At 57.4% G+C, this 24,898-nt stretch carries 23 protein-coding genes; 21 read left to right on the top strand and 2 right to left on the bottom strand.

Annotated features, from left to right (window positions below; genetic code table 11):
* The first annotated feature begins 205 nt into the window (after nt 1-205).
* The 10 genes from IPN69_12400 to IPN69_12355 all read left to right on the top strand — a co-directional run bounded on the left by IPN69_12400 (nt 206) and on the right by IPN69_12355 (nt 11,708).
* Nucleotides 206-1,417 (top strand): glycosyltransferase family 4 protein, encoded by a 1,212-nt coding sequence (locus IPN69_12400; protein ID MBK8811518.1) that lies wholly within the window; start codon nt 206-208, stop codon nt 1,415-1,417.
* Nucleotides 1,414-2,919 (top strand): oligosaccharide flippase family protein, encoded by a 1,506-nt coding sequence (locus IPN69_12395; GenBank protein ID MBK8811517.1) that lies wholly within the window; start codon nt 1,414-1,416, stop codon nt 2,917-2,919. Before IPN69_12400 ends, IPN69_12395 begins: the two co-directional genes overlap by 4 nt.
* A gap of 6 nt (nt 2,920-2,925) precedes the next feature.
* Complete coding sequence (locus IPN69_12390; GenBank protein MBK8811516.1) at nt 2,926-3,600, top strand: class I SAM-dependent methyltransferase; 675 nt, start codon at nt 2,926-2,928, stop codon at nt 3,598-3,600.
* 7 nt (nt 3,601-3,607) lie between these two features.
* Nucleotides 3,608-4,297, top strand: a complete 690-nt coding sequence (locus IPN69_12385) for a class I SAM-dependent methyltransferase (protein ID MBK8811515.1) — start codon at nt 3,608-3,610, stop codon at nt 4,295-4,297.
* Nucleotides 4,294-5,832, top strand: coding sequence for an oligosaccharide repeat unit polymerase (locus IPN69_12380; protein MBK8811514.1), 1,539 nt, complete (start codon nt 4,294-4,296; stop codon nt 5,830-5,832). Before IPN69_12385 ends, IPN69_12380 begins: the two co-directional genes overlap by 4 nt.
* Nucleotides 5,833-5,920: 88 nt before the next feature.
* Nucleotides 5,921-7,651, top strand: a complete 1,731-nt coding sequence (locus IPN69_12375) for a carbamoyltransferase (GenBank protein MBK8811513.1) — start codon at nt 5,921-5,923, stop codon at nt 7,649-7,651.
* On the top strand, nt 7,648-8,682 hold the full coding sequence (locus IPN69_12370; protein MBK8811512.1) for a hypothetical protein: 1,035 nt from the start codon (nt 7,648-7,650) through the stop codon (nt 8,680-8,682). The genes IPN69_12375 and IPN69_12370 overlap by 4 nt, the downstream gene beginning before the upstream one ends.
* A 25-nt stretch (nt 8,683-8,707) precedes the next feature.
* The gene (locus IPN69_12365; protein ID MBK8811511.1) at nt 8,708-9,718 is read left to right on the top strand and encodes an SIS domain-containing protein; all 1,011 of its coding nucleotides are present in this window, start codon (nt 8,708-8,710) and stop codon (nt 9,716-9,718) included.
* 56 nt (nt 9,719-9,774) lie between these two features.
* Complete coding sequence (gene rfaE1 / locus IPN69_12360) at nt 9,775-10,689, top strand: D-glycero-beta-D-manno-heptose-7-phosphate kinase (GenBank protein ID MBK8811510.1); 915 nt, start codon at nt 9,775-9,777, stop codon at nt 10,687-10,689.
* A complete protein-coding gene (locus IPN69_12355; protein MBK8811509.1) occupies nt 10,686-11,708 on the top strand; it encodes a glycosyltransferase family 4 protein in 1,023 nt (340 codons plus the stop codon). Before rfaE1 ends, IPN69_12355 begins: the two co-directional genes overlap by 4 nt.
* A 9-nt stretch (nt 11,709-11,717) precedes the next feature.
* Here the strand turns inward: IPN69_12355 and IPN69_12350 are convergent, their stop codons facing one another.
* A complete protein-coding gene (locus tag IPN69_12350) occupies nt 11,718-12,827 on the bottom strand; it encodes a glycosyltransferase (protein MBK8811508.1) in 1,110 nt (369 codons plus the stop codon).
* A 5-nt stretch (nt 12,828-12,832) separates the two neighbouring features.
* Entirely contained in the window at nt 12,833-14,686 is a 1,854-nt protein-coding gene (gene asnB / locus IPN69_12345) for an asparagine synthase (glutamine-hydrolyzing) (protein ID MBK8811507.1), read from the bottom strand.
* Between the two features lie 230 nt (nt 14,687-14,916).
* Here asnB and IPN69_12340 point away from each other — a divergent pair, with 230 nt between their 5' ends.
* The 11 genes from IPN69_12340 (at nt 14,917) to IPN69_12290 (ending at nt 24,780) form a co-directional block, all read left to right on the top strand.
* The gene (locus IPN69_12340; protein MBK8811506.1) at nt 14,917-15,810 is read left to right on the top strand and encodes an SDR family oxidoreductase; all 894 of its coding nucleotides are present in this window, start codon (nt 14,917-14,919) and stop codon (nt 15,808-15,810) included.
* Between the two features lie 8 nt (nt 15,811-15,818).
* Nucleotides 15,819-16,868 carry a polysaccharide biosynthesis protein gene (locus tag IPN69_12335; protein MBK8811505.1) on the top strand — a complete coding sequence of 350 codons (1,050 nt, stop codon included), beginning with the start codon at nt 15,819-15,821 and terminating at the stop codon, nt 16,866-16,868.
* Between the two features lie 10 nt (nt 16,869-16,878).
* A complete protein-coding gene (gene wecB, locus IPN69_12330; protein ID MBK8811504.1) occupies nt 16,879-17,976 on the top strand; it encodes a UDP-N-acetylglucosamine 2-epimerase (non-hydrolyzing) in 1,098 nt (365 codons plus the stop codon).
* An 8-nt stretch (nt 17,977-17,984) separates the two neighbouring features.
* Entirely contained in the window at nt 17,985-19,226 is a 1,242-nt protein-coding gene (locus IPN69_12325; protein MBK8811503.1) for a glycosyltransferase family 4 protein, read from the top strand.
* The gene (locus tag IPN69_12320; protein MBK8811502.1) at nt 19,223-20,188 is read left to right on the top strand and encodes an NAD-dependent epimerase/dehydratase family protein; all 966 of its coding nucleotides are present in this window, start codon (nt 19,223-19,225) and stop codon (nt 20,186-20,188) included. Before IPN69_12325 ends, IPN69_12320 begins: the two co-directional genes overlap by 4 nt.
* Nucleotides 20,185-21,228, top strand: coding sequence for a glycosyltransferase family 4 protein (locus tag IPN69_12315; protein ID MBK8811501.1), 1,044 nt, complete (start codon nt 20,185-20,187; stop codon nt 21,226-21,228). Before IPN69_12320 ends, IPN69_12315 begins: the two co-directional genes overlap by 4 nt.
* A 181-nt stretch (nt 21,229-21,409) precedes the next feature.
* Nucleotides 21,410-21,919, top strand: coding sequence for a PqqD family protein (locus IPN69_12310; GenBank protein MBK8811500.1), 510 nt, complete (start codon nt 21,410-21,412; stop codon nt 21,917-21,919).
* Between the two features lie 62 nt (nt 21,920-21,981).
* Nucleotides 21,982-22,815: a hypothetical protein gene (locus tag IPN69_12305; protein ID MBK8811499.1), complete on the top strand. Its 834-nt coding sequence runs from the start codon at nt 21,982-21,984 to the stop codon at nt 22,813-22,815.
* A complete protein-coding gene (locus tag IPN69_12300; protein MBK8811498.1) occupies nt 22,812-23,717 on the top strand; it encodes a nucleotidyltransferase family protein in 906 nt (301 codons plus the stop codon). The genes IPN69_12305 and IPN69_12300 overlap by 4 nt, the downstream gene beginning before the upstream one ends.
* On the top strand, nt 23,714-24,304 hold the full coding sequence (gene tsaB, locus IPN69_12295) for a tRNA (adenosine(37)-N6)-threonylcarbamoyltransferase complex dimerization subunit type 1 TsaB (protein ID MBK8811497.1): 591 nt from the start codon (nt 23,714-23,716) through the stop codon (nt 24,302-24,304). Before IPN69_12300 ends, tsaB begins: the two co-directional genes overlap by 4 nt.
* Nucleotides 24,301-24,780 carry a GNAT family N-acetyltransferase gene (locus IPN69_12290; GenBank protein ID MBK8811496.1) on the top strand — a complete coding sequence of 160 codons (480 nt, stop codon included), beginning with the start codon at nt 24,301-24,303 and terminating at the stop codon, nt 24,778-24,780. The genes tsaB and IPN69_12290 overlap by 4 nt, the downstream gene beginning before the upstream one ends.
* Nucleotides 24,781-24,898: the final 118 nt, after the last annotated feature.

Here is a 24,898-nt window from a genome sequence, read left to right as displayed (position 1 = left end):
CTAACGATACACATTTTGAGATAACGCGACAAGTTTCGCCAATGAGTGAATAAAATCAACAAGTTAGCGGGAGGAACGCGACACCGGACCGCGATTCTGATAGAATTTCCCTTCGAATTTTTCCGAAAAAGTTCAGAGATCACTTTAACTGTCGCTGTGCCGACCCTTGAGATAACACTTGAAGTCCGAATATCAGACTGAAACATTGCCGAAGGAAGTTGTCTTCGCTTGGAACTACCTTGAATGGGGCGGGGCGCAGATCTATTTCCTTGGAATAGCCCGCCGCATAATGGACCGTTGCAGGGTGCGTTTTGTTTTTCCGCGAGGAACGGATCCGCAGTTTCTCGATTTTTGTAAGGCGGCCGGCATCGGGTTTGAGCTGATTGAATCCCGGGCCGATCTCGCGCCTGCCGACGGGATCGGACGTAAACTCCGAAGGCATCTGAACAAGATTCGCGCGGAAATCTCGATGATCCGCGCTTTGAATCGCTACGATCGCAAGGACAGCGTTCTGCACGTCGAGTTGTCTCCCTGGCAATCGGTGACTGCGCTCGCCGTGCTGTCTGCGGGCGGTCCGGTGTTTTCGACGATGCACAACCGTCTGCCGACGGCGTCCGGGTGGCGGCGGCGGCTCTGGAATTTGAAGTTCGCGATGGTGTCACGCCTGGAGAACTTCCGGCTCTTCACGTCGAACCGGGACGCGAAGGAGAGCCTCGCACCGTATGTTTCGCCGGATTTCCTTGGAAGGACGGCGGTCACGTATACGAATGTCGATCCGGACGAGGTAGCGGAAGCATTCGGGGCGGAGTTCGATGCCCTCGCATTGAGGATGCGCTTTGGAATCCCCGAGAACGAACTTCTGGTGCTTTCGGTCGGGCAGTTTATCGACCGGAAGGGCCGCTGGGACGTGCTGGAGGCCGCGCGAATTCTTGAACGGATGGGTGAGAAGATCAGTTTCGTGTGGATCACAAACTCGGAGCTTAGTGAAGCGGAGCGGGAAAAGGTCGGTGAATTCGGGCTCGGAGCGCGCTTTCGCCTGATCAGGTCCGCCGATATCGGCACAAATCACCTCGATCTGATGCGTTTTTTGAGAATCGCGGACGTCTTCGTGCTTCCGAGTTACGTAGAGGGCCTTCCGATCTCGCTGCTCGAAGCGATGTCGCTCGGAATCCCGAGCGTTTCAACCGATGTCAACGGTATTCCCGAGGCGATCATCGACGGCGAAACCGGACTCCTGATCGCACCCGGCGACGCGCCGGCGCTGGCGGCGGCGGTGCGTAGCTTGAGCCTCGACGACGGCCTTCGGACACGACTCGGAAGCGCGGGACGGGAAAAGGTGTTGCGGGAATTCAACGAAAAGGAGGTCGCCGAGATCGCTTTCGAGGCATACGCGAAAGCGTGCAAAGGCAAAAGATGAGCGGTTCGGGAGGAAAAGCGAGAGGTGTTGCGAAGAACGCTTTTTACGGGTTTTCGACCTGGTTTTTACCGCTCGGACTCAGTTTCGTAGCCACGCCGATCATCGTTAAATCACTTGGACACAGCGGTTACGGCGTTTATGCGTTGGTCCTCGGCGTAGTCGGGTATTCGTTCAACCTGAACACCGGCCGCGCCGTAACGAAGTTCATCGCCGAATATCAGAGATCGCGTGAAACCGGCCGCATCAACGACGTTGTGGCGACGACTTTGGCGATCAACCTCGTTGTCGGTTCGCTCGGAGCCCTGCTGCTTGTCGCCATATCGGGTTGGCTCGTGAGGAGTGTCTTCCGGATCGACGAAGCGAACGCCCCGGACGCGATGCACGCCTTTTATGCCGCTGCGGGCATTATCTTCCTGACGATGCAATGGCAGGTGTTCCTCGCGGTTTTGCAGGGCTTTCAGCGCTACGACCTGTTTTCAAAGCTGACGAACCTCTCGAGCATCGCGACGATCGCCGGCAGCGTGGTTCTTGCACTGGCGGGTTACGGGTTGCTCGCGCTGCTTTTATGGAACGTCGGCGTTCTCGCTTTTGCTTGGTTATTGACCTTCGCCGTCGCACGGAATCTTCTGCCGCCCGGTTCGATCGCGCCGATTCCCAAACGGGAAACGATGCGGCGAATTATCGGCTTCAGCGGCGGCGTCATCGGCTACCAGATCATCTCGAACGCGGTGCTCCTGTTTGAACGCGGCTGGATCATCCGAAAACTCGGTGAGGAGAGCCTGACCTATTACGTCGTTCCGATGACGCTCGGAATATACATTCACGGTTTTGTTTCGAGCCTACTCCTCGTAGTCTTTCCGCTTTCGAGCGAACTCGGCAGCGACCGCGAGAAACTGAAGAGTCTGTATCTGCGTTCGACGAAACTCGTTTGCTTTTTCATCGGATTTATTGCGGTGACGCTAATTGTTGAAAGCAAATTGTTTATGACCCTTTGGATGGGGCCCGAGCTGGCTGCGCAGTCGGCGCCGGTTCTGGTCGTCCATACCTTGACGTTCGCTCTGGCGGCCCTGCTCGTCGTTTCCTGGAATATGACCGAAGGCCTCGGTTACCCGTCTTACAACTTCGGTGCGTATTTGGTCTGCTTCGTGATCGCGATCGCCGGGATGCTGTTCTTGACAGCTGAATACGGGATCATCGGTACCGCGATCGCAAGATTTTCGGGCTTTTTCGTGCTGACGTTCTCGATCCTGTATGTCGAGCGCTGGTTCTTCGGTAAAATACAAGGCGGGTTCTGGGCAAAAACGATCGGGTCGGTCGGTCTTGCGGCGGCGGCCGGGGCGTTCGTGGAGTTAGCTGGTTTGGCGTACCTTCCCGCGAACTGGCTCTCGCTGGTGGCGACCGTCGGCGTTGCCGGCGTGATCTATTGCCTGGTCCTTTTTGCCGTCGGATTTGTCGGCGACGATGAAATTGCGCTTGCGGGGCGAATTTTGAAGAAGAATTAGAAAAATATGTCGAAAAAGATCGAACTCGTCGATCGGGTTGCATTCATCAAACAAGAGTCGAAAGGGAAAAAGGTGCTGCATCTGGGCTGCACCAACTGGCCCTATACAGCCGATTCGATCGCGCAGAACATGCTGCTCCATTCCGATCTTGAGAAGATCGCGGCGGAACTCCACGGATTCGACTTCGATCAGGAGGGAATCGATCTTCTGATTGAAAACGGCTCCCGGAATCTCTACCGGGCGGACCTCGAGAGACTCGATGAAGTTCCGCTCGATGCGACGTTCGACGTCATCATTGCCGGCGAGATGATCGAGCATCTCAACAATCCCGGGCGATTCTTCGACGGGATCAAGCGCTTTATGAACCCTGAAACGCGGCTCGTGATCACGACGATCAACGCCTATTCCGCGATGCGTTTCGCGATGTACGGGCTGCGCGGCCGCGGCGGCGAGAACGAGCCGGTCCATCCCGACCACGTCGCATACTATTCATACCGGACGCTGAAACTGGTCGTCGAGCGCAACGATCTGGAATTGAAACAGTTCTGTTTTTACGACGTCGGCCCCGAGCATCGCCCGCATTTACGCTGGTTTTATAAATTGGTCAATGATGTTAGTGTAAAAATGTCGCCGCAGTTGTGTGACGGAGTCATCGCGGTTTGCGGACTCCGAAACGGTTAGGATTTTGATGAAACAGGAAGCATCGGAACGGCCGCATTCGATGGCCGGGCATGAAACGCACGAAAAGGTCCTCGAACTCGTCAGGAAACACGTCAGCGAACCGGCGTCGATCATCGACCTCGGAGCCGGCCAGGGCGCCTTTTCGAAGAGTCTGCGCGAACTCGGGCACCGGGTGCTCGCGGTCGATTCGGATCCGGATAACTGGCGTGTTCCCGAGGTTGAGGTGCTCGATATCGACCTTGACTGCGAATTCGCTTCAAAGGTCGGAGCGCGGAAGTTTGACGCCGTCGTCGCGATCGAAATTATCGAACATGTCGAGAATCCTTTCAGCTTCGCCCGCGAGGCGGCTAAGTTATTGAATGAAGGCGGGTTTCTGTTTTTGACGACCCCGAACGTCGAAGCCGTCAGTTCGCGGCTCATTTTTCTTTACACCGGACGGCTGAAGCATTTCAGCGCCTGGGAAACGGTTCGGCCGGCGCACATCACGCCGATCTTCCGTTGGAAACTCGAAATGCTTCTTGACGAAGCAGGTTTCGAGATCGTCGAAGAAGGATTCAATAGGTATATCTACAAAACCGGCGAAAATCTCAAAGGAAAGATCGCCGGGATCGCGGCGCGGCTCTTAAAACCGCTCCTAAAAGGTGAAAAAGGCGGCGAGGGCAGGATCATCGTCGCGCGCAAGACAGTTCGGAAATGAGATCGGTCAACAACCTCAGGAATGTTCAGATAAGCGGCGGACGGCGCGGCGGGCTCTTCGTGCCGGTTGCGGGACTTTGGGGACTCGCGTTGGTCGCGGGGTTGGCGTTTTTCGTATTCGACGGCGGTTTCGGGGCTGCGCTCGGCGATTTCTATCTGGTTCCGTGGGCGCTTGGAGCCGGAGCAATAGTTCTTGCGCCGGCCGCATATTACTACTATCGGGGTGAGTTCGATCTTTTTCATCCGCTCGTCTTCGGAGTCTGGTCCTATATCTTCCCGGCGTTTGTTGTCGGAGCGTTCATCATCACGTTCAATATGACGAACAATTACGTGATGCTTTTCGTGACCGATCCCGAATATACCTTGCCGTTGTCGCTCGTCTACGTGTCTATCGGGTTCATCGGCGTCGTTGCCGGGTTTTACCTTCCGGTCGGCCAATTTGCCGCCGACAGACTCAGCCGATTCTCGCCGAAGGGCGACTGGGACCTCGACAAGGTCTGGTTCCCGGGGGTCGTGCTGACGCTTTCGGGGCTCGCGATCAGCATTCTCGGAATCCTGCAGGGCGTCCTCGGCTTTCAAAGGGTAGATCAGGTCGGCGCCTTCGACAGCGTGGTCGTGTTTCTGACCTATATCTTCAACGTCGGCTACGTGCTTCTGTGGCTCGCGATCTTTCAAACCCGAAAACGGAACGGTCTCTTTTATTTGATCATTGCGTTTCTGGTGATGATGATCCCGCTCAGAATGGCGCTTCAGGGCGGACGCAGCAGCCTGATGCTGAGCGTCATCTCGATCGCCGTCGCTTTCTGGTATTCGGGCCGTCGATTGAAATGGCAGCACACCTCGGTTTTCGGGGCGATTCTCGTCGTTTCGATCTTCATAGGGATCATTTACGGAACGACGTTTCGGCGCATCAAAGGATCGGAGGAGCGCATCAATGCCGGCGATTACGTCGGACAGATCGCCGAGACCTTCGATTATATCTCCCGGGCAGATACTTCGATGATTTTGTCCGAAGGCTTCAGCTCGATGGCCGAGAGGATCGAAAATCTGAGTTCGCTGGGCGTCGTTGTCGCCAATTACGAGAAACTCGAGCCGTACGAAGAGAGTTACGGCCTCAAGAACAACATCGTCAACGACCTTTTGACGTCGTTCGTTCCGCGAATCGTCTGGGCCGACAAGCCAAACACCTCGGATCCGCGGGCATACAGCGAGCTTTATTTCGATTACGGCGACAATTCGTTCGCGATCACTCCTTTCGGCGATCTTCTGCGCAATTTCGGGGTCATCGGGATCCCGCTCGGAATGATGATCATCGGGGTCTATTACCGGCTGATCTACAGTTACTTGATCGCCACTCCGGAGTCGAGGATTTGGAAAAAGGTCGCCTATTATCCGTTGCTTGCGGCGGTTTCGTTCGAATCGTTTTACGCGACGTTTTTTCCGATCGTGCTGCGCGTTTTTTTCGTCGTCGTCGTCAGCGTCGTCTTCACCAGCTTTTTCGCTCGGAAGTTCCAACGCGACAATCGTTTCCAATGATTTCGGCGGATGGGTGTTCCGTTCTTGCACGACGGGCGCTTCGGATAATAAACTCTTCCTTTTCGCCCTTCGGGGTTTTCGAACAGTAATGGCCATAATTCTTGGAATAAACACGAACCACGCCGGTTCTTCGGCGGCACTTCTGGTCGACGGTCAACCGTTGGCGGCGATCGCGGAAGAACGGCTCAACCGGGTCAAGTATTTCGCGGGTTTCCCTCGCCTTTCGGTTTTGCGGTGTCTCGAGATCGCCGGCGTCGGGTTCGAGGATATAGACGCCGTCGCTGTCGGACGCGATTCTTCGGCGAATCTCTCGAAAAAACTCGAATTCGCTTTAAGAAATCCTGGTAAATTATTGAATCTTGCGAAGATACGCGGCAAGAGCAAAACGTTTGACGATCTTAAAACGATGATCGCAAAGGAATGCGGGGTCCCGCATTCGTCTCTGCGATTCGAAACCTACAACGTCGAGCACCATCTGGCCCACACCGCCAGTGCATATTTTGCGTCCGAATGGGATCATTGCGCGGGAATCACGATCGACGGCTCGGGCGATTTCGTTTCGTGCCTGATGAGCGAATGCGTCGGAGACGAGATCAAGCCCGTCAAGAAGATATTCGTCCCGCACTCTCTGGGAACGATGTACACCGCGGTTTGCCAGTTCATCGGTTACGGAAAATACGGTGACGAGGGCAAGGTGATGGGCCTCGCGCCGCTCGGCGAGGACCGGTACCGCGAGTTTTTCGAAGGGATGCTCAGCCGTACGAAGGACGGCTTTACGCTCAATTCGGATTACTTCCTGCCGTTCGGTGCGAATCAGGGGATGGAGATCAACGACGACGGCGAGATGATCGTCCATCGCCTGTATTCCGACAAGTTCATCGAGGCGTTCGGCGAACCCCGGGCGCGGCATTCGGAGATCAAGCAGCGCGATATGGACATCGCCTTCGGATTGCAGCGCGTTTTCGAGGAGTATTACATGCATATCCTCAACGTTCTCCACTCGAAAGTTCCGACGACGCGCCTGGCGATGGGCGGAGGCTGCGTCCTGAACAGTGTCGCCAACGGTAAATTGCTGCTCGAAACGCCGTTTCGCGAAACGTGCATCCAGCCGGCGGCCGGCGACGACGGGCTCGCGCTTGGCGCGGCGCTTTTCGTTTCCAATTCTGTTCTCAAGGAACGCAAGCGCTGGGTGATGAAGCATTCCTATCTCGGCGACGAGTATTCGGACTCCGAGATCAAGTCCGAACTCGACCGCTACGGGGTCGTTTACGAGGAACTCGGACGCGCCGAACTGATCGAGCAAACCGCCGGGATCATCGAGGACGGCAACGTTGTCGGATGGTTTCAGGGCCGAATGGAGTGGGGGCCGCGCGCGCTCGGAAACCGTTCCATACTTGCGCATCCGGGGTTTCCCGATATGAAGGACATTCTCAACGCCCGCATCAAGCATCGCGAATCGTTCCGGCCTTTCGCGCCGTCGGTGCTGCAGGAACGCCAGAACGACATTTTCGAGCAGGATCATCCGTCGCCTTTTATGCTGCACGTTTACAAGATACGACCCGAATGGCGCGACAGGCTTTCGGCGGTCAATCATCTGGACGACACCGGACGCCTGCAGACGGTCGCTCGCGACGAGAACCCACTCTATTACGACCTGATCAGCGCCTTCGAAAAGAGGACGGGCATTCCGATCATCCTCAACACGAGCTTTAACGAGAACGAGCCGATCGTCGCCAAGCCTTCGGAAGCAATCGAGTGCTTCCTGCGAACAAAGATGGACGTCCTGGTGATCGGCTCGTACATCTGCCGAAAACAATGATTTGGAACGTTGAGAGAGTGCCGGATCTGGACGGCTACACGGTCGAGTGGGCGGAGCGCGGCAATTACCTACTGTCGCGCCGGAACGCGATCTATCGGTCGGCAGATCTTCAACCGCCGTTCGAACTCGTCGCGGCGATCGACGCGCCCGGTTGGAAAAGCCTGGCGACGGTTCTGCGTCCGGTTCAGAGACTTCTACGGTTTTCCGTGACCAACGTTTTGCCCGTCGGGAATGGCGAGTTGTTCGTCACATTTGATAAGGCGATAGGTGTGATAAGAGCCGGTAAGTATATGGCGCTCGGTGGTTTAACCCGTGAATGCCGGGTTCTCAGAGGAGCCTGCGCGGTCGATCGGGACGGCAGTGTCTTTTTCGGCGAATACCTGGCCAACGACGAGCGCGGACCGATGCTTGTCTACCGTTACAGGCCCGGCCAAGAGTCGGTCGAAACGGTCTACGAGTTTCCGGCCGGTTCGATCAAGCATGTTCACGGGGTCTATTTCGACCCATACACGGAGTCCCTGGTTTGTCTGACCGGAGACAACGATTCCGAATGCCGGATGTTGCGCACCTTCGATGAATTCAGAACCGTCGAGGAGATCGGCGCCGGCGACGAAACCTGGCGTGCGGTCAGTGTCCTTTTCTCAGAAAGAGCCTTGTATTACGGGACGGACGCCGAGTTTCGGAGCAATGTCGTTTATGAGCTTTCGCGTACGGGCGGTGAACGAAAGATCCTCGGAGAGGTCACCGGGACGGTCTTCTATTCCAAAAAGGTCGGCGAAGACCTGTTCTTTGCGACGACCGCCGAGAACGCGCCGAGCCAAAAGGAGAATGTTGCCGCGATCTGGAGTTTCGGCCAAGACGGGATACTGACCGAAGTCGCGAAGTTCGAAAAGGACTGGTGGCATCCGACGCTCTTTCAGTTCGGCACGATCCAGTTTCCGAACTTCGCCGAAATCGGGAGCGAATTGTACTTTTCTCTTGTTGGGGTAGAAGGCGACAACCGGACGTTTCGTCTGCGACGAACCGTTTGATCCGGATCTGTAATAGACTCGCTTAATGGAAAAGGTAGTTTTCACAAACGGTTGCTTCGATCTGATCCACCCGGGCCACGTAGACCTTCTGACGCGGGCGCGGGCGCTCGGAACGAAACTGATCGTCGGGATAAACAGCGATGCTTCGGTGCGCGCGATAAAGGGGCGGAACCGGCCGCTGATGTCTGAAAATGACCGGGCCGCGGTCTTGGTGGGACTTAAGGCAGTTGATGAAGTACGTGTCTTTGACGAAGCCACGCCTGAACGCCTGATCCGTGAGTTATGCCCCGACGTACTCGTCAAAGGCGGCGATTGGCCGGTCGGCGAGATCGTCGGCGCGGATTTCGTGAGATCGAGGGGCGGGGAAGTTCATTCGCTCGCGCTCCTGGGAGATCATTCCACAAGCCGCATTGTCGAAAGCCTGCAAAGCGCGCCGCCGGAAGTTAAGGTAACGGATGATGTTGGCCCGATAACCCGCTCGATCTCTGAGCATCTTCAGGTGTTAGATGAGCTTCGCGCTATAAACGTTCAGGCAATTACAGTTACGGCCCAAACTATGATCGATGCGTTTCGGCGCGGCGGAAAAGTTCTGATCTGCGGCAACGGAGGGAGCGCGGCGGATGCGCAGCACCTGGCAGCCGAACTGGTCGGGCGATTCGAGACCGAGCGCGCGTCTCTGCCGGCGATCGCCCTGACGACCGACACCTCGGCGCTGACCGCGATCGCGAACGATTATGACTTCGAACGGATCTACGCACGGCAGATCGAAGGACTGGGACGTGCCGGCGACGTGCTGGTCGCGATCAGCACCAGCGGCAACTCTGCGAATATCATCGCGGCGGTGATGAAGGCGCGCCAAATGGGTTTGAAGACGATCGGGCTGACCGGTTCGGGCGGCAAAAAGCTCGCCTCGCTTTGCGATCAGGCAATACTCGTTCCGTCGCCGCGCACGGCGCGGATCCAGGAAGCGCACATCACGATCGCGCATCTCTGGTGTGAATTCATCGACAAGGAGTTGACGGACATAGAGCTTTGATCGAAGAACTGCTTGAAAAATTCAAGAACGCACGGATCGCGGTAGTCGGCGATGTAATGCTCGACCGTTATCATTGGGGAACCGTGTCGCGCATTTCGCCCGAGGCGCCGGTTCCCGTCGTTAAGCTGGAAAATACGACGATCGCCGCGGGCGGCGCGGCCAATGTCGCCGCCAATGCCGCCGGACTCGGGGCGTCGGTGCGGCTCTTCGGGATCACCGGCCGAGACGCTGACGGCGACGTTCTTCGTGCCGAATTGGAACGCCTCGGGGTGTCGGGCTCCGATCTGCTCGCCGTCGGTGACCGGACGACGATCGTCAAAACGAGGATCGTCGCCCATAGCCAGCAAGTCGTCAGGCTCGATCAGGAAAACTCCGCCGAGTTGACTGGTCAGGCCGAACTGACGGTCGCCGCATCGATCGAGCGGGCGCTGGCAGATTCGGATCTGCTGGTCGTTTCGGATTATGCGAAAGGCCTTCTGACCGACCGCCTTTTGACGCGTCTGATAACGTTTGCAAATGACGCCGGGAAGCTTGTGCTCGTCGATCCGAAAGGCAAGGACTACAGGAAGTACAAAGGCGCCGACCTGATCACTCCGAATCAGCGCGAGGCGCTCGAGGCCTGCAGTTTGGAAGAGGGGGACGCCGTCGATGCCGCGGGCGAGATGCTCGTCCGTGAACTTGGGATCGAGTCTGTTCTGATCACGCGCGGCGAATCCGGGATGACGCTTTACGAACGGACCGGCGCGGAACATCATTTCGCGGCGCAGGCGCGCAAGGTCTATGACGTCACGGGTGCCGGAGACACGGTCATTGCCGCGCTCGGTACGGCGCTTGCGGCCGGGGTCGGCCTCGCCGAGGCGGTCGAATTCGCGAATCTCGCGGCCGGACTGGTTGTCGAACAGGTCGGAACGACCGTCATTTCGAAAGAGATGCTGATCAGGTACGTTCACGAACACGCCGAATACCGATGAGTCCGAAGATCACATTCATCGAACGCAAATACTGGAAAAAAGACGGTTTGGCGTTCAGCATCGAAAAGGTCTTTGCGGAGATCGCCGGCAAACTCCGAGGTTTCGAAACCGAATTCGTCAAGCTTCCTTACGGCAACGCATTTGCCGATATCCTCAAGAATCTTCTGTTCTTTCGGCCGCCCGACTCCGACATCTATCACGTCACCGGCCAGGTTCACTACATCGCTCTGCTGTTTCCGCCGGAGAGGACGATTCTCACGATCCACGACATCGGGTTCCTCCATCTGAGGTCCGGAGTTCGCCGCTTTATCCTGAAGAAACTCTTTCTTGACTGGCCTTTGCGGCGTTTGAGGTATGTCACGGTCGTTTCCGAAGCGACCCGAAGCGAACTCCTGGAACATGCCGGATTCGCTCGCAACAAGATAGAGGTCATCGAGAATCCGCTGCTTGGCGGGTTCGACGCCGGCGAAAGTCCGCAATTCAACGCCGGCCGTCCAACGATCCTGCAGGTCGGGATCACGCCGAACAAGAACATTCCGAGACTTTTGGACGCGCTCCGCGGAATCAGTTGCAAACTTCGCGTGATCGGGACACCGGACAGGGAACTGGAAGAAACGCTTGCCAACAGCGGCATCGACTACGAGATCGCGTTCGGCCTCAGCAGCGAAGAAATGCGGGATGAATACCAACGCGCCGACATCGTCGCCTTCTGTTCGACCTACGAAGGATTCGGGCTGCCGATACTCGAGGCGCAGGCGATGAAAAAGCCGCTGATCACGAGCGATCTTAGTCCGTTGAAAGAAGTTTCGGGCGGCGCGGCGGTTCTCGTCGATCCGTTTGACGTTGAATCGATACGGAGCGGGATCTTATCGATCATCGGAGATCAAGGATTGCGCGAGGAGATAACATCCGCCGGAACGGAAAACGTCAAGCGGTTCGAGCCTGCCGGCATAGCGCGCAAATACGCCCGGCTCTATGATAAAGTGATAGCTCAGCAGAGACGAACTAAATCATTATAAATACTGGGGCTAAAGCGAGTTGTAAACATCAATCCATTGACCGATGTTCTGATCGATGTCGAACTCGCGTTCGACGTACGGCCGCGACCGGCGGCGCATTTCCAGGTATTCTTTTGACGGGATCGACAATGCCCTGTCGATCGATTCGGCGATCGCCTCCTTGGAGTTTTCGATCCAGTAGCCGACGCGTTCCTTTTCCAAACTTTCCCACGGACTGCCTTTTGAAGCGATCACGGGTGTTCCCTGAGCGAGCGATTCCAGCACCACGACCCCGAAATTCTCCGTATGCGACGGCATTATCGTGAAATACGCGTCGGCGTAGAGTTTTTGCTTGGCCTCGCCCTCGACCTGGCCGAGAAACTCGACCTTGTCTTGTAAACCCAATTCTGACACCAGTTTACGTAACGGTTCTTCAAACTCCTCTTTGCCTGCGCCGGCGATCTTCAAAACGAAGCGAGATGCCATGAATCTATCCGACGCGGAAACCGCGCGAATCAAATTGTCGATCGCCTTTTTGGGATGAATCCTTCCGATGTAAAGAAAATATTCCCGGGGTTCACGGGCGAAGGGCTTCGGAATCTCGAGATAATTGGCGATCTGAACGACGCGCGCGCTGTCGCCGAACGCCAGTTTGATGTAACGCGTTTCCTCGTCGCAGGTCGAATGAAACAGGGGATAACGGCCGACTATCAGGCGGATCGCCGCCAGCACGGGAAGTTTTCGCCCGCGCGAATGTTTCAGCGCCTTCGTATCGAGTTCTCCGCGCGCCGACCAGACCAGTTTCTTGCGCATCAACCGAGCGGCGATACCCGTCACGAATGCCGCCGGATAGAAAAACGAGGAAACGTGCACGACGTCGCACCCCGCAAACGTGCGCAGCGCCGTCAACGTTTGCCGCAAGGGAAAATTCAGGAAGCGCGTCCGGATGTAGATGGCGCGGCCTCCGTCGCTGTTGAGCCAGGTGTCCAGCGGAACCTTCGATTCAATGCCTTTATCGGTCGCAACGATGACGGGTTCGAATCCGTGCGGGATGAGGTTCTTGGTGATCCAGTAAATGGTGTTCGCCGGCCCGCCGGCCTGCGACGGGTAGAAAACCTCGAGCGGATAGAAGATCTTCATTTGTACTAAAAGCCATTCTCCTCAAGCCATTCGGCGAGGACGACGATGTGCCATATGTGCGACCACAGAACGCCTGAGCGGCGCTCCGCAAAGTCGCGCCAGAGCCTTCCAACTCTTGCGCCATCAAGAATGTCGCGCTCCGCGATGAGCCCGATGCGGCGTTCACAGAATTCCTGCAATTCACTCCGCATCCAGTGTTCCCAAGGGAGAACGAATCCCATCTTTTTGCGGTGGACGATCGAATCCGGAAGCATTGGCGCGAGCGATTCGACGAGCAGACGCTTCGGATAGGACGGATACTTGAAGCTGTCCGGAATGCGAAGGACGTACTCGACCAACTCAAAATCAAAGAACGGCTCGCGAACCTCGAGCGCCGACGCCATACTGAACTGGTCGGCGTCCTTGAGCAAAACGTTCTGCGTGTAACCCAGCATTTCGGCGATCGAAAACTGGCTGAGCATAGGGAATTCGGCAATCTCCGCGCCTCGCGTCGCCAGTTCCGAAGCGATCGTCGAAGAACCGTCGAACGTTCCGGTCAGTTCGCCGACGAGACGTTCAGAAAGCACTTGACGTGTTCGAGGGTAAAACGCTGCAATGCTTGAGTTTCCCGCGCTCAGAAGCGAGCCAAGGCGCTGGTACTTGGAGTTTGCGGAATGAGACAGGACGGCGCCCGCCGCCTTTTTCAGAACCTGCGGCACACGTGATACCGGCCCGCCCCGAAATTTCAGCCAATTCAGAAAATTCGGATATCCGGCGAAGAGTTCGTCTCCGCCGACACCCGAAAGCGCGACCTTGAGACCCGCTTCGCGCGTCGCTTTCGAGACGGCATATGTGTTGACGCCGTCGCCGCTCGGCGAATCGGCGGCCTTCAACGCTTTCGGCAGCTGTTCCAGAAAATCCGCGGCGCCGAGGCGGATGCTCGTGTGCTCGGTCTTGAACTTCCGGGCGATCGTCTCGGCGTATTCCGACTCGTCAAATTCCTTCTCGGCGAAGTTCACGGAAAATGTGCTGACCGGCGCCGGGCTGATCTCGGACATCATCGCCACGACCGCGCTCGAGTCTATTCCGCCGGACAGAAACGCGCCGAGCCTGACATCGCTCACGAGCCGGCGCTCGACGGAGCGCCTGAACAGTTCGCGTACCTTGCCGCGGACCTCGGATTCGGACTTCTCCTCAATTGGCGCCGGGTCGGCCTCGATCGACCAGTACGTTCGGATCTCGATCTCCTTTCCGGCAAAGCGTGCGAACGATCCGGCCGGAAGCTGCTTGATCCCTTCGACGATCGAGTCCGGAGCGTAGACGGACTGAAACTGCAGATAGTCTCGCAGCGCACCGCGGTCGATCCGTCGCGGAACGGCTTCGGACGCGAGGAGCGCACGGATCTCTGAGGCGAAATAGAGAACCCCTTCGCCGAGGAAGTAGTAGAGCGGTTTGACCCCCAAACGGTCGCGCGCGATAAACAATTCGCGGCGCTCCGTGTCCCAAATCGCGAACGCGAACATCCCGTTCATAAGGGCAAGGCAATCGGGACCGAACTTCGAGTAGGCCGCGAGTATGGTCTCGGTATCTGAGTTCGTTCGGAAATCGTAATCGGGAAGCTTGGACCGAACCTCGAGGTAATTGTAAATTTCACCGTTAAATGTGATGATGAAACGGTTTGATGAATCGCTCATCGGCTGGTTCGCCGATTCCGAGAGGTCGATGATCGAGAGTCTCAAGTGCCCGAGCGCGACGCCTTGATCGAAAAAGTGACCGGTTGCGTCGGGGCCACGGTGGCGGAGGCGATCGGTCATTTTTGAAAGCGTGTCTTTTACGGTCGAGGGTCGTTCGGGCCCGACGATGCCGGCAATTCCGCACATAGGTAGAGGATACACCAAAGCCCCTGCGGAGAGATAGCGGCCGAAGTGCACCTATCCGCTCGGGAAACGGTCCAGAAAAGTGTTGAGAAATCACTTTAAGTAAGGCGCGGACGAGAATGCCAGTGCTAAGGTCCGATGTGCATTATTAGCCGTAAACCTGGTAAATAAGAGATTTACAAATCGAGAGTTTAGGTTATGTGTCGGTTTGCCGACTTCTCGAAATTACATTAATGACGATAAAAGTTCTTGTTTTTGGCGGAACGGGGATGTTGGGCCATCAATTGGTACGGTCCTGGCGTCCCAGATTCGATGTCGTGGCGACGATCCGCGGCCGGTTCGGCGATTTCGAGGAATACGGCTTTCTGGAGCGGTCCCGGACGGTCGAAGCACTGGACATCGAGGCCGCCGAACGCGTTCGGGGAGTCATTCGGGAGATACGCCCGGATGTTGTCGTCAATGCGGTCGGGATCATCAAGCAACTGCCAAGTTCCAGGAACACGGTCAAAACCTTGACGGTCAATTCGATATTCCCGCACCGCCTCGCGGAATTCGCCGCGGATGCGGGAAGCCGTTTGATCACCATCAGCACCGACTGCGTGTTCGACGGCAAGCGCGGGATGTACCGGGAATCGGACATTCCGAACGCGACGGACCTCTACGGGATCAGCAAACATCTCGGAGAGGTGACGGAGGGCGACTGCCTGACGGTCCGGACATCGATCATCGGACCGGAACTGCGGACTTCGCACAGTCTGCTTGAATGGTTTTTGAGCAACGCCGGCGGCAGGGTCAGGGGCTTCAGAAACGCGATCTACTCCGGGTTTCCGACGGTTGTTTTGGCGGAGATACTCGCGGATATCATCGAAAGACGTCCGGAGATGAGCGGGTTGTATCACGTTTCCAGCGAACCGATCAACAAGTTCCGGCTCCTGGAGTTGTTCAGAGAGGCTTACGGGGTGGAGATCGAGATCGAACCGGACGAGGAGTTCGTCATCGACCGCAGTCTGGATTCGACGCGCTTTCGCACCGAAACGGGATTCAGGCCCGACGACTGGCCGGCTATGGTCGGCCGGATGGCGGCGAATGACGCAATGCATAGACAAATCCAGCAAAAGCGAAAATAATTGAGCAAATGAATTCTCTCGAAGGAAAACGAATTTTGGTCACGGGCGGCACCGGTTCGCTCGGAAAAACCCTTGTGCGGCGGCTTCTGAAGGGCGGGAAAGGACTTCCGGCGCAGATCACCGTCTTTTCTCGCGACGAGGCGAAGCAGCATTTTATGCGCCTCGAGTATCTCCACCGCGAGCACGCGACGGATGACGTTATCTATCGGAATTCACAGGACTTATTGAATTTCCGGATCGGCGACGTGAGGGACCTTCCGGCGCTGACCGCCGCGATGCGCGATGCCGACGTGGTTTTTCACGCCGCCGCCCTGAAGCAGGTTCCTTCGTGCGAGTATTTCCCGTACGAAGCGGTGATGACCAACGTCATCGGGGCCCAGAACCTTGTCCGGGCGGTGCGCGAGCATGACCTGAAGGTCGAGCGGATCGTCGGCATCTCGACGGACAAGGCGTGCAAGCCGATCAACGTGATGGGAATGACGAAGGCGCTCCAGGAACGCATTCTGATCGAGGCCAACCGCGATTGCGCGAACACGGTCTTCACCACGGTCCGGTACGGCAACGTGATCGCGTCGCGCGGTTCCATTATTCCGCTTTTTGTGGAACAGATCTCGAAGAATCAGCCGGTGACGATCACGCTTCCCGAGATGACTCGGTTCCTTCTGAGTCTTGAACGCGCGGTCGATACGGTCCTCGCCGCCGTGACCTCCGGCGAGCGCGGTGAAACCTATGTTCCGAAGGTGCTTGCGGCAAAGATCACCGACGTCGCGAAGGCGCTGATGGGCGAGAAGGACCTGCCTTTCGTGTTCACCGGGATCCGTCCCGGTGAAAAGATCCACGAGATAATGGTCTCCGAGGAGGAGATCTACAGGACGGTCGAACGCGGAGAGTTTTATGTGATCCTCCCGGTCCTTCCCGAACTGCGTTCGACCGCCGAATTCGTTCCGGCACTGGGCAGCGAGTACTCCTCAAAGGACGACAATGTCTCGGTCGAGCAGCTGAAGATTCTGCTAAGTGAGGCAGATAAAGAGATTAGAGAATTCATCACGACAAGTTAACGGGTTCGATATGAAAGTAATGACGATTTTCGGGACGCGCCCGGAGATTATTCGTTTGAGCTTGATCCTCAAACTGCTCGACCAGTACGCCGACCACGTTACCGTTCACACGGGGCAAAATTTCTCCGAGAGTCTGAGCGACGTGTTCATACGCGATCTCGGGGTGCGCACGCCGGACGAGCATTTCGGTATCAGGTCGGCGAATTTCGGCGAGCAGATCGGGCAGATCTTGACGAAGACGGACGAAGTGCTCGAAAAGCACAAGCCGGATCGCATTCTGATCCTCGGCGATACGAACAGCGCGCTTTCGGCGATCGTCGCGGCGCGAAGGGGGATTCCCGTGTTTCATATGGAGGCCGGCAACCGATGTTATGACGACCGGGTTCCGGAAGAGGTCAACCGGCGGATCATCGATCATTCGAGCACGTTCCTGATGCCCTATACCGAGCGAAGCAAGGAGAATCTCGTCCGCGAAGGCATCGAACGCGAACGGATATTCATCACCGGAAATCCGATCAACGAGGTGCTCACAACGTTTTCGGACGAGATCGAACAGAGTCCGGCGCTCGGGGTGTACGGCGTCAAACCGTTCGATTATTTTCTCGCCACCATTCATCGCGCCGAAAACGTGGATATCGAAGGGCGTCTGCGGGAGATCTTCCAAGGGTTCGAACGGGTCGTCGGGACGTTCGGAAAGAAAATGCTTGTCAGCGTCCATCCGCGTACCGCCGAGAAACTTGCAAAGTTCGGACTCAAGCCGGAAAGCGACTATATACGCCTTCTGAAGCCGCTTGGATTTTACGATTTCGTGAAGCTCGAAAAGAACGCGCTCGCGGTGCTGACCGACAGCGGCACGGTCCAGGAGGAATGCGCGATCTTCGGTGTTCCGAACGTCACCGTGCGGGACGTTACCGAGCGTCCCGAGACTCTCGAATGCGGGAGCAACATCATCAGCGGCGCCGATCAGGGCCGGATTCTGAAGGCCGTCGAGATCGCGCTTTCGCAACCGTCGGATTGGAAGGCTCCAAGAGAGTACCTGGCCGAGAATGTGGCGCAGGTCGTGAGCAAGATCATCCTCGGCTATACAAGTCTGAGAAGGCACGTGTGAGGCGTCGGATGCCGGACCAAGAACAATCAGGAGAGTCTGCGCGGCGTCCGCGCCTGTGGGTCATCAGCGAGCTCTATTACCCGGAAGAAACGTCGACCGGTTACTATCTGACGCGCATCGCCGAGGGACTTGTGGGCGATTTTGACGTCCGCGTGATCTGCGGACAGCCGAACTATTCGGCACGCGGGATCAGGGCGCCGAAGAGGGAAGTTCACCGGAACGTCGACATATTCAGGGCACGTGGAACCCGTTTGAACAAGAACGTCATTCCTTTCCGGGTCCTCAATATGCTGACGCTCAGCGTCTCGATCTTTTCGACCGCGCTCCGCCGGTTCAGGAAAGGAGACAAGGTCCTGGTGGTGACGACGCCGCCGAGCCTGCCTTTCATCGCCGCGGCCGCGTCGCTTCTGAAAGGCGCGGGCTACGTCCTTCTGATTCACGACAACTACCCTGAGATCCTCGTCGCGGCGGCGAAGGCGAAGCCCGAATCGGCGATCGTCGGGTTCGCGAACCGCTGCAACCGTTGGCTTTACAAATACGCTTCGAAGATCATAGTCGTCGGCCGGGATATGTTCGAACTCGTCGGGCGCAAAACGGCGGGGCTCGACATTCCGATCGATATCATCCCGAATTGGGCCGAACTGGAACGCGTCGAACCTCGGCCGCGTGGGGAGAACGAACTTCTCGAAGAGTTGGGCATCAAAGAGAAGATCGTCCTGCTCTATGCCGGAAATATGGGATACCCGAACGATATCGAAAGCATCATCGAGTGTGCCGCGCAGTTACGGGACGATGATCGTTTCTGTTTTCTGTTTCTCGGCGCCGGCGTCAAACGGAAATGGCTCGAGCGGACGGTCGCCGGGAAAGCGCTTTCAAATGTCCGGATACTCGACCCTCGGCCGCGCGAGGAGCAGAACGTTTTCCTGAACGCGTGCGACGTCGGGGTAGTGAGTCTCGTCGACCGTATGTGGGGCGTTTCGATGCCGAGCCGGACCTATAATATTCTTGCGGCCGGGAAGCCGATCCTCGCCTTGACAGAGCCGGATTCGGAACTCGACCGCGTGGTGCGTGAGGACAACGCCGGCTGGAGCGTCCGCCCGAACGATCCGGGGGCACTCCGCGAGACGCTTGAAGAGATCGCCGCAGGCCGCCGTTTGTTTGAGGACCTCGGACGAAACGCGCGCCGCGCCGCACTCGGAAAGTATTCGCTTGACACGGCGGTTGAGAACTACCGCCGGGCGCTGAAATGAAGATACTCGTCACGGGAGGAAGCGGATTCGTCGGCGGCGCGATCGCGCGCCGCCTCGCGGTTTTGCCGGGGAACCGGGTGATCGCCGCGGGCCGGCATTGGAACGAAGACCCTAAAGGCCGAGACGAACGTTTCGAACGGGTTTCGTTCGACGTTACCGATCCGGCGACGTTCGAAGGCGTGCGCAAACACGGACCGTTCGACTCGGTCGTGCACGCCGCCGCCCTCGCGCATCAATTCGGCGGCGCGTCGTTTGAGCAATTCAAAACGGTCAACGTCAACGGAACGGAAAACGTCTGCCGGCTCGCCGCCGAACTCGGCGCGCAACGCTTCGTGCTTCTGAGTTCGGTCGCCGTTTATGGCGATCACGGAAGCGCATCGGTAACCGAAGGATTCGAATGTTTTCCGGTCGATGCATATGCCGAAACGAAGTTGATGTCGGAATCTGTCGCCGCCGACGTCTTCGGCCGGGATTCATTGCTGACCCTTCGACTCGCAACGGTCATCGGCCCCGGCGACGCCGGCAACATGGCGCGTCTGATAACGCAAATCAAGCGCCGCCGGTTTGTCCCGGTAGGTTCGGGAGACAATCTGAAGACGTTCGTCTCGGTCGCAGACGTCGCCGAGATCGTCGATCAACTGGTCGCAATCGGCGCAACGGGTCTCTTTAACGTCGCGGCGCGACCGGTGGCGATCCGCGACGTCGTTGGCGAGATCTGCAAAGCGCTCGGACGCCGGCCGCCGAGGATCTACGTTCCGCCGGCAATGCTCCGGTCGATGTTTCGGATCAACGACCGGACACTGCGGGCCGGCGCGGTTTCGAGGGCCGGCGTTCTTTTGCGGAAGTGGCTCGCCGACGACGTCTACTGCGCCGAAGCGCTGGAGCGTGTTTACGGGATTTCGGCGCGGCGCGCGGCGCTCGACGAGATCCGGGCCGAAGTGCTTTCCTTAGATAGACAATGAGCCTGACGACACCGATAGCCTGCCTCCTCGTCTTCGCCGCGACCGTCGTCGGCGTCAGGTACTATCGTGTTTGGAGCCTTCGACGCCGTGTTCTCGATGTTCCCAACGAACGGAGTTCGCATTTCGAGCCGACGCCGCGCGGCGGCGGGGTCGTAATATTTTTCGCGTCGCTCTCCGCGTACGTCGTTTACGGTTCGGCCGCAAACGGAGAAATCGTCTGGAGTTTCGTCGTTGGTTCGATCCTCATCGCCGCGGTGAGCATGATCGACGACTTTCGGCACGTGCCGGTCGCCCTTCGATTCTCGATCCATTCGGCGGCTGCGGTGTTGGTGATCTTCGAAACCGGCGGATTCGCGCCGTTCCATTCAATTGTCCCGCCCTGGGCATCGTTTGCATTGTCTTTCATCTGGATCGTTTGGTTCGTCAACGCCTACAACTTTATGGACGGGATCGACGGGATCGCGGCGCTCCAGGCGATCACCGCCGGAATCGCGTGGGCGGTCTTCGGACACCTCGCGGGAGCACCCGTGCTGTCGTTCTTCGGAATCGTACTGGCGTCCGCGTCGGCCGGGTTCCTTTACCATAACTGGGCGCCTGCGAGTATCTTTATGGGCGATGTTGGAGCTGCATTTCTTGGATTCTCGTTTGCGGTAATGCCGTTTCTGTCGGCCGGCGAACCGTCCGGAGGTGGGAGCGGATGGCTGGAGAGCGTGATCCTGATCCCCGTTTGGTTCTTTGTTTTCGACTCGGTCTTTACTTTTTGCAAGCGTCTTTGGCGGCGGGAAAAGGTTTGGCGCGCGCATCGCGAGCACATCTACCAACAGTTGGTGATCGGTGGGATGCCGCATCGAAGGGTTACGGTTTTGTACGGGATATTGTCCGCAACGCTCGCCGCCGCCGTCGGCGTGACAATTTTGTTGCGCGGGGATTTTCGATTCTGGTATTATGTTTGGGCGCTGCCGGGTACTTGCGCCCTGATGTATCTGGTTTCACGCTTTGGCCGCACGATTGCAGTATCTCGATCACAGTCAGATCAATAGAGCGAGTTTTTTTCTGTAAAGTCTTGTATAATTTGAAGAAGCGTGGCATAATCGACCGAAAGTAAGATAAGGGAGAGGGTTTGTTGATTGGAACGCAGGTGCGAGAGTTCGTGCGAGCCCCCCAATTCGGCCTTTGTCATTTTGCATATTTGCACTTTTGAGTTTTTTTGAGGAGAAAACAATGAACAATTCACAGATCCCGATGGCCCGTAAGAATGGACTGGTCATTCAGGAAGCCGGGGACGAGGTTCTCGTATATGATCTCGAACGGAACGAGGCGCACTGCCTGAACCGGACGGCAGCGTTCGTCTGGCGTTCCTGCGACGGTAAGAATGATGTTCGGGCGATCGCTGCATTGCTTGGCAAGGAATTTTCACAGAAAGTCGACGAGGATCTGGTTTGGCTCGCGATTGACCAGCTTTCCAGTGAGCGTCTTCTCGAAGCGCAGTTCAAATTGGAAAGCAACGGAATCTCGCGCCGCGCCGTGATCAGAAAGATCGGATTGGCGGCTGCGGTTGCGCTGCCGGTGGTGGCGATGCTCAGCTTTCCGGGAAGCGCGCTGGCAGTGACCTGCGCCGCTTCGTTTTGCGGATCGAACAACCCTTCAAGCGGTTGCAGCGGTCAATACTGCTGCAAGGTTTCTCCCGGCGTTTATAATTGTCAGGTGGCGCCTTGCGGTACGCCTTGTTAGTTTTTGGTCGGAATCAACAGTAAAATGGCTTGAGGCGACTCAAGCCATTTTTTTGTATCAATATGGCCCACCCAAGCGCATTCGAAAGCGTTGCCTGGAAGCGCTACTTCGGGTTCGATCTTTTCGGCACGAGGATCGGCGTTCGAACGGACGACCCGCGTTTAGCGTCGGCCGATGATCTGTTGCCGGGCGATCTTCAAACGGTGCCGTACGAAGCCTGCGAAAGGTTCGTCTCGATCGTCGCCGGCGGCGGACGCGTCCCGAACGGTTTGTATCTCGATTCGAGGGATTTCGAGCCCGCCTTCAATTTCGACGAACTCGACGGCGATTCGCTCAAAGGCCTTGAAACCAAGCTTCAATTCGCGATCGCCCTGCTCGCCGCGCCGAAGCTGTTTCTTATCCACGCCGGAGCGGTCTCGATCGGCGGGCGAGGGATTCTAATACCGGGGAACACTTTTTCGGGAAAAACGACACTTGTCCGAACTCTGATCGAAGCCGGGGGCGAGTATTACACGGACGACTGCGCGATCCTCGACGGCGACGGCAATCTTTATCCTTACCCGATCCCGCTCGCGGTCCGCGACGGCGAACGGCGCGAATCCCGTTCGGCGCGAAGCCTCGGCGGCGCGGACGGCACGATTCCGGTGCGGGTCAAACTCGTGCTGTTTCCGGCCTTTCGCGAGGGCGGCGTTTGGAATCCGGTGCGGATGGCGACGGGCGTCGCCGGTTTTCGTTTGCTCGATAGTTTCTTTTACAATGGCGTCGTGCGCGAGTTTCCGGCCGAAACAATGCGCTTCGTTGCGCGTCTGTGCTCCGAGGCGGATGTTTTCGAAGGCGAGCGGGGCGAAGCGTCAGAGGTTTTGAATTGGGTCGAAGGAATTCTGAAAAAATCGTGACGGAAACGTCGGAAAACACAGGCTGCGGTCGCGGCGCCCTGACCGATGAGGCGAAGTTCCGTATGCTCGCATTAAGGGTCGCCGAGATCGAAATCGCGAAGGTCTGGCGCGATTTCGAGGCCGCCGGCCTGAACCCGATAATGATAAAGGGCTGGGCGGCGGCACGGTATTATCCGGAGCCTTCGGCAAGGCACCTCGGCGACATCGATCTCGCGTTCGCAGCGGAAGAGTACGAGGCGGCCGAGGCTGCGCGCATTCGCGGGGGATTGTATCGGACGGACCTGCACCGCGAACTCAGGCATCTCGATACTGAGAACTGGAAGAATCTGTTCGAACGGTCCGTTCTGGTCGATTGCGCCGGCGCGAAGATACGGGTCCTGTGCCCTGAAGATCATTTGCGTGTTCTGTCGGTCCACTGGATGAACGACGGCGGCGCCTACCGGCATAGGCTCTGGGACATCGCGCACCTGCTCAGTCAATGCGGCGACCGCTTCGATTGGGACAAGTGCTTCGCCCCGGTCGGTCCGCGGAGGCGGCGCTGGGTCGTGACCACCGTCGGGCTCGCCGCGCGGTATCTCGATGTCGATCTCGGTTTCGTTCCGTTCGCGAAAGAATTCGAGGATATCCCGGATTGGGTCTGCCGCACGGTCGAGCGCGAATGGGCAAGCGGCGTGAGGCTCGTTCCGCTCCATACGATCCTCAACGATCCCCGGCAGATCGTGGCGCAGATACGCAAACGGATCCCGCCGAACGCCCTGCAGTCAACGATCGAGGTCGAGGGCGAGATCGACGACGGCCCGCGTTTCAAGTATCAACTGAAGAACGTTTTCCAGCGCTTCAATCCGTCGTTCGCGCGCGTCTGGCCGGCGGTAAGGAATTTGGTAAGGGGCGGAGGGCGATGAACACCAAACGGACAGTGCTCGGGATCGACACATCTCAGAAAATGGCAAGCGTTTCGGTTTTTCGCGACGGACAAGAGCTCGTCTCGGGGCGCTGCGAGCCCGGGGAGTCGGTTTCGGTCGGCCTCGGCCGACTCGTCGCCGAGACTCTCGGGAATTGCGATGTGAGCCGGGCGGAACTGGCGGGCGTCGTCGTTTCGACGGGACCGGGCAGCGCGACCGGGCTTCGCATCGGAATCTCTTTCGCCCGCGGCCTCGCGGACGCTCTGGGGATCGTTTGCACCGAGCGCCCTTTGCTTGACGTTCTTCATCGCGAACTTTCCGAAGACGGGCAAAGGCCGGTCTCCGCGGTTTATGCCGGCGCCGATACGGTCGTGTTCCGTGTCGGTATGACGGAAGGCTCCGGCGAATCGCTCGCGACCGAAAGATGGCTCGACCGCGCGGTCTCCGAGCTTTGCGGCTCCCGATTCGTTCTTACGAGCGATTTGGCTGAACGCATCCGCGGGGCAGGGAACAGGGGCGTGGCTTTTCTTGAAGGAGACGTCAGCGTGGTAAGCGATACGGCGCGGCTCTTGGTCGATTGGGAATGAAAACCGGTATCCGGACAATGCGCGCGACGGACGTTCCGCCGGTGAAGGCCGTTGAGACGGCGTGCGGCCTGAGTCCCTGGTCCGAAGCGGATTACGAAGCCGAACTTGTTCGCCCGGATTCGATCACGTTGGTTGCATCCGTCGACGGCGTTCTCGCAGGTTTCATTGTAGCGCGTCTGATAACGAACACCAATCACGCCGTTTCCGATCCCGGATCGATTCAAGAAATGGAGATCTGCAACATCGGCGTTTCCCCCTTCTTTCGACGCCGGGGACTCGCTGCCTCTCTGATCGAGAGTGCTGTCGCGCAGCTCGATCCTTCGATCGGTTACGTTGTTTTTCTCGAGGTCCGTGAGAGAAACACCGCGGCGATCAAATTCTACGAAACCATCGGATTCGAGCGGACCGGCAAGCGAAAGAACTTCTACTCGTCGCCGGCGGATGACGCCTTGCTGATGGCCAAAACGTCGGTGTGAAGAAATCGGAGCGCTTGATTTTGAAAGGACACCTATACTAAGATTTCAACAGTTTCAGGAGAATGATCTTTCACCGTTCTTCGTTGAAACGAAACCAGTTAAGTGAGGAAAAAACGGC

The organism is Acidobacteriota bacterium, assembly GCA_016715115.1.
In the GTDB taxonomy this organism is placed as follows: Bacteria; Acidobacteriota; Blastocatellia; order Pyrinomonadales; family Pyrinomonadaceae; genus JAFDVJ01.
This window is presented reverse-complemented; position numbering and strand designations above follow the sequence as displayed.

Bases quoted from the DNA above. Each gene is read 5' to 3' on its own strand.
- IPN69_12395 (MBK8811517.1), top strand. From the start codon at position 1,414: ATGAGCGGTTCGGGAGGAAAAGCGAGAGGTGTTGCGAAGAACGCTTTT.
- IPN69_12390 (MBK8811516.1), top strand. From the start codon at position 2,926: ATGTCGAAAAAGATCGAACTCGTCGATCGGGTTGCATTCATCAAACAA.
- IPN69_12385 (MBK8811515.1), top strand. From the start codon at position 3,608: ATGAAACAGGAAGCATCGGAACGGCCGCATTCGATGGCCGGGCATGAA.
- IPN69_12380 (MBK8811514.1), top strand. From the start codon at position 4,294: ATGAGATCGGTCAACAACCTCAGGAATGTTCAGATAAGCGGCGGACGG.
- IPN69_12375 (MBK8811513.1), top strand. From the start codon at position 5,921: ATGGCCATAATTCTTGGAATAAACACGAACCACGCCGGTTCTTCGGCG.
- IPN69_12370 (MBK8811512.1), top strand. From the start codon at position 7,648: ATGATTTGGAACGTTGAGAGAGTGCCGGATCTGGACGGCTACACGGTC.
- IPN69_12365 (MBK8811511.1), top strand. From the start codon at position 8,708: ATGGAAAAGGTAGTTTTCACAAACGGTTGCTTCGATCTGATCCACCCG.
- rfaE1 (MBK8811510.1), top strand. From the start codon at position 9,775: ATGCTCGACCGTTATCATTGGGGAACCGTGTCGCGCATTTCGCCCGAG.
- IPN69_12355 (MBK8811509.1), top strand. From the start codon at position 10,686: ATGAGTCCGAAGATCACATTCATCGAACGCAAATACTGGAAAAAAGAC.
- IPN69_12350 (MBK8811508.1), bottom strand. From the start codon at position 12,827: ATGAAGATCTTCTATCCGCTCGAGGTTTTCTACCCGTCGCAGGCCGGC.
- asnB (MBK8811507.1), bottom strand. From the start codon at position 14,686: ATGTGCGGAATTGCCGGCATCGTCGGGCCCGAACGACCCTCGACCGTA.
- IPN69_12340 (MBK8811506.1), top strand. From the start codon at position 14,917: ATGACGATAAAAGTTCTTGTTTTTGGCGGAACGGGGATGTTGGGCCAT.
- IPN69_12335 (MBK8811505.1), top strand. From the start codon at position 15,819: ATGAATTCTCTCGAAGGAAAACGAATTTTGGTCACGGGCGGCACCGGT.
- wecB (MBK8811504.1), top strand. From the start codon at position 16,879: ATGAAAGTAATGACGATTTTCGGGACGCGCCCGGAGATTATTCGTTTG.
- IPN69_12325 (MBK8811503.1), top strand. From the start codon at position 17,985: ATGCCGGACCAAGAACAATCAGGAGAGTCTGCGCGGCGTCCGCGCCTG.
- IPN69_12320 (MBK8811502.1), top strand. From the start codon at position 19,223: ATGAAGATACTCGTCACGGGAGGAAGCGGATTCGTCGGCGGCGCGATC.
- IPN69_12315 (MBK8811501.1), top strand. From the start codon at position 20,185: ATGAGCCTGACGACACCGATAGCCTGCCTCCTCGTCTTCGCCGCGACC.
- IPN69_12310 (MBK8811500.1), top strand. From the start codon at position 21,410: ATGAACAATTCACAGATCCCGATGGCCCGTAAGAATGGACTGGTCATT.
- IPN69_12305 (MBK8811499.1), top strand. From the start codon at position 21,982: ATGGCCCACCCAAGCGCATTCGAAAGCGTTGCCTGGAAGCGCTACTTC.
- tsaB (MBK8811497.1), top strand. From the start codon at position 23,714: ATGAACACCAAACGGACAGTGCTCGGGATCGACACATCTCAGAAAATG.
- IPN69_12290 (MBK8811496.1), top strand. From the start codon at position 24,301: ATGAAAACCGGTATCCGGACAATGCGCGCGACGGACGTTCCGCCGGTG.